Below are 3,444 nucleotides of genomic sequence, written 5' to 3'. Positions count from 1 at the left end.
TGTCGAAGACGGTCGAAACCCGCTGATAAACGACGACAAGATCTGAAGCGCTGGAAGAGCAAAGGCGGCCGCCCGCGCGCTCTTCAACTAGCGCTGTAGCGGGCGGCCGCCTTTGCGGCGCGGTGCTGATCATGGGAGGTTGAAGGGATAGACGCGGGGCACGTCTCCAGCCGCCCTGAGGCGGCTTTCGACGTACCCCGCCATGCGCGTGCCTTGTGGTAGATCTGCGGGTAATCAGCGCCGCAGAAACAATCCGGCGTAACACCGATCTCAACTGGCAAGTCCGGGCTCGGTGTCACGCTCCACTGACGGTGCGCGACTGCATTATCGCATTGTCAGCGCATTCCGTCGACCTTTTCCCCGAACTCCCAGCGGCGCTCCGAAAGGATCGTCGCGGATGCTCACGGGCCGCTTCTTTCTGTGCGGCCGCTGCCGTTCGCAGGTAACGATCTGCCGCAGCTGCGACCGGGGGACAGCGCTACTGCGGCCAGGACTGCGCCCGTGCTGCCCGCCGCGAGAGTGTGCGCGAGGCGGGGCGACGTTATCAGCGCAGCCGCCGGGGACGCCTGGCTCATGCGGTCCGGGCCCGACGATATCGGGCTCGGCACAATAAAGTGACGCATCATTCTCCACCTGCATCTCCTGCCGGTTCACTACTGGTCAGTCCCTCGAACGATGTCGTCGCTGCTTTTGCTGACGTCGCCGGGCGGGCGACGACATCGGTCATGCCCACGCCGTGCTGTCGGCGCTGCGACTGTCGACTGTCGCCGTTCGTTCGCACCGGCTTCGTGCGTCGCCGGGGGCCTCGTTATGCCCGTGAAGCTGACTACGCAGACGGAGAGCCCGTATCATGACCATCAGCCCCGAACTGGAAGCGCAGATCCTGCGCCTGTATCACGCCGAGAAGTGGCGCTGCGGCACCATCGCCAGGCAATTGCATGTCCATCACACGACGGTGCATCGCGTTCTGGCCCAGGCGGGATTGCCCCGGCACAAGCCGCTGCAGAGAGCCTCAATCATTGACCCGTATCTTCCATTCATTGAGCAGACGCTGGAAAAGTTCCCCTCGCTGACCGCCAGCCGCCTTTATGCGATGGTGCGCGAGCGCGGCTACCGGGGCTTGCCGACGCACTTTCGGCACCTGGTCGCCCTGCACCGTCCCCGCAAGCCGGCCGAGGCGTTCCTGCGGCTGCGCACATTGCCGGGCGAGCAGGGACAGGTCGACTGGGCCCACTTCGGTCACATCGAGATCGGCAACGCCCGCCGGCCGCTCATGGCGTTCGTGATGGTGCTTTCTTACTCACGCGACATCTACCTGCGCTTCTTCCTCGACGCGCGCATGGAAAACTTCCTGCGCGGTCACGTCGGCGCGTTCAACACATGGTGCGGGCTGCCCAGGGTCCTGCTCTACGACAATCTCAAGAGTGCGGTGCTCGAGCGCCAGGGCGATGCGATCCGCTTCCATCCGACGCTGCTTGCCTTCGCCGGCTTCTATCGGTTCGAGCCACGTCCTGTCGCGGTTGCCCGGGGCAACGAAAAAGGCCGCGTCGAGCGCGCCATACGGCATATAAGGGAAGCATTCTTCATCGCCCGCAAGTTCACCGATCTCGACGATCTGAACGCCCAGGCCGAACAGTGGTGCCGCAACCAGGCAGCCGACCGGCCATGCCCCGAGGACCGGACGATGACGGTCCGCCAGGCGTTTGCGCAAGAGCAGCCACTGCTTCTGCCGCTGCCCGCCAACCCATACCCCGTCGAGGAGCAGGTCGCCGCCAAGGTTGGCAAAACGCCCTATGTGCGCTTCGACCTCAACGATTACTCGGTACCGCATGCTCATGTCCGGCGCACGCTCAGCGTGCGCGCCGATCTCGGCCTGGTCCGCGTCTTCGACGGCGCAAAGATGATCGCCAGTCACCGTCGCAGCTATGATCGCGACCAGCAGATCGAGGACCCTCAGCACCTCAAGGCACTCGTCGCAATCAAGCGCGAGGCGCGCCAGCATCGCGGCCTCAACAGCCTGACCCGCGCCGTGCCGGCCCTGCCAGACCCTGATGATCCGGGCCGCCGAGCGTGGCTCCAATATCGGTGCGATCACAAACGCGTTGCTGAAACTGCTTGACCTGTACGGCGCGCAGGAACTGCAGGCCGCCGTCGAGGAAGCTTTGCATGCCGGCGCCTCCCATTCGAGGTCGGTTCGCGACGCACTGGAACGCCGCCGGGTCGCCCGCGGTGCTCCGCCGCCGGTCGAAACGAGCCTGCCCGAACACGTGCGGCGCAAGGATACGACGGTACGGCCGCATCGCCTCGACAGCTACGACCAACTGACCCTTGGAGGCAAAGATGATGAATAATCCCGACATCCTGCTCAACCGGGCCAAGGCGTTGCGCCTCAATGGCCTGATCACCCATTGGGACGAAATCGCTGACGCGGACTGGCTGGCCGCCGTCCTTCAATGGGAAGAAGAGGAGCGCTCCGACCGTTCGATGCGGCGACGCACGCGTGCCGCCAGGCTCGGCCACTTCAAGCAACTGTCCGATTATGACTGGCACTGGCCTCGCCGCATCGACCGCGCCGCCGTCGAGGATCTGATGACCCTGTCCTTCATGAACGATGCCGCCAACATCGTCTTTATCGGCCCCAACGGCGTCGGGAAATCGACACTTGCTCGCAATGTCGCTCACCAGGCGCTCATCTGCGGTCACACCGTCGTCTTCCGAACCGCCAGCGAGATGCTCGGCGAACTCGCCGCCCTCGACAGCGACGCAGCCTTGCGCCGACGCCTTCACCACTACGCCGCCGCCGACGTTCTTGCGATCGACGAGGTCGGGTATCTGTCCTACTCGAACCGTCATGCGGACCTGCTGTTCGAACTCATCAGCCGGCGCTACGAAAAACGCTCAACCATCATCACCACCAACAGACCCTTCGCTGATTGGTCGGAGGTCTTTCCCAATGCCGCCTGCGTCGTCAGCCTCGTCGACCGCCTCATGCACCGATCCGAGGTGATCTCCATCGAAGGCGATTCCTACCGCTTCAAGGAAGCGGCCGAGCGATCAAAGGCACAGCGCGAAAAACGCACCAGCCGCTCCTCCGGCGAAAAGGTGCCCGCAGCATGAAACCAGATCCTCAACCGTCCGGCCTCAGTCGTGGTATCCACTTCCTCATCAATCCCGAATGGACACCCGAACAGGCGCTCGCTGTCTTCGAGCTCCTCAACGATCTCGCCGATAGCATCTGGTCTCACTACGGCGTCCAACTCCAGGAACTTATCCAGGAGCAGCAACGAACACCGACCGATCACAGCGATATCGAAAAAGCCCCGTCCTCGCTCTAAAGCACACATCCTCCACACTCGGCGGCCTGCAAAGGCCGCCTTTTTGTTCCGTCCACAAGCACCAAACGCTTGTCGTCGTTTAGACGCGCTTTTGAAAAGCCATCAACAG

At 63.4% G+C, this 3,444-nt stretch carries 4 protein-coding genes; all 4 read left to right on the top strand.

Annotated features, from left to right (window positions below):
• Positions 1–850 precede the first annotated feature (850 nt).
• From istA to D3227_RS39820, 4 genes are read left to right on the top strand one after another with little or no spacing between them, the layout of a single operon-like run.
• Positions 851–2,119 carry an IS21 family transposase gene (gene istA / locus D3227_RS39830; protein WP_208646622.1) on the top strand — a complete coding sequence of 423 codons (1,269 nt, stop codon included), beginning with the start codon at positions 851–853 and terminating at the stop codon, positions 2,117–2,119.
• Positions 2,103–2,351, top strand: coding sequence for a hypothetical protein (locus D3227_RS42460; RefSeq protein ID WP_208646620.1), 249 nt, complete (start codon positions 2,103–2,105; stop codon positions 2,349–2,351). Before istA ends, D3227_RS42460 begins: the two co-directional genes overlap by 17 nt.
• Entirely contained in the window at positions 2,341–3,117 is a 777-nt protein-coding gene (istB, locus tag D3227_RS39825) for an IS21-like element helper ATPase IstB (protein ID WP_206073656.1), read from the top strand. The genes D3227_RS42460 and istB overlap by 11 nt, the downstream gene beginning before the upstream one ends.
• Positions 3,114–3,335 (top strand): hypothetical protein, encoded by a 222-nt coding sequence (locus tag D3227_RS39820; protein WP_095085189.1) that lies wholly within the window; start codon positions 3,114–3,116, stop codon positions 3,333–3,335. Before istB ends, D3227_RS39820 begins: the two co-directional genes overlap by 4 nt.
• Positions 3,336–3,444: the final 109 nt, after the last annotated feature.

It is taken from the genome of Mesorhizobium waimense, from assembly GCF_003601975.1.
GTDB lineage: Bacteria > Pseudomonadota > Alphaproteobacteria > Rhizobiales > Rhizobiaceae > Mesorhizobium > Mesorhizobium waimense.
The sequence above is the reverse complement of the archived record's forward strand: the minus strand, read 5'-3'. Positions and strand labels throughout refer to the sequence as shown.

Bases quoted from the DNA above. Each gene is read 5' to 3' on its own strand.
- istA (WP_208646622.1), top strand. From the start codon at position 851: ATGACCATCAGCCCCGAACTGGAAGCGCAGATCCTGCGCCTGTATCAC.
- istB (WP_206073656.1), top strand. From the start codon at position 2,341: ATGATGAATAATCCCGACATCCTGCTCAACCGGGCCAAGGCGTTGCGC.
- D3227_RS39820 (WP_095085189.1), top strand. From the start codon at position 3,114: ATGAAACCAGATCCTCAACCGTCCGGCCTCAGTCGTGGTATCCACTTC.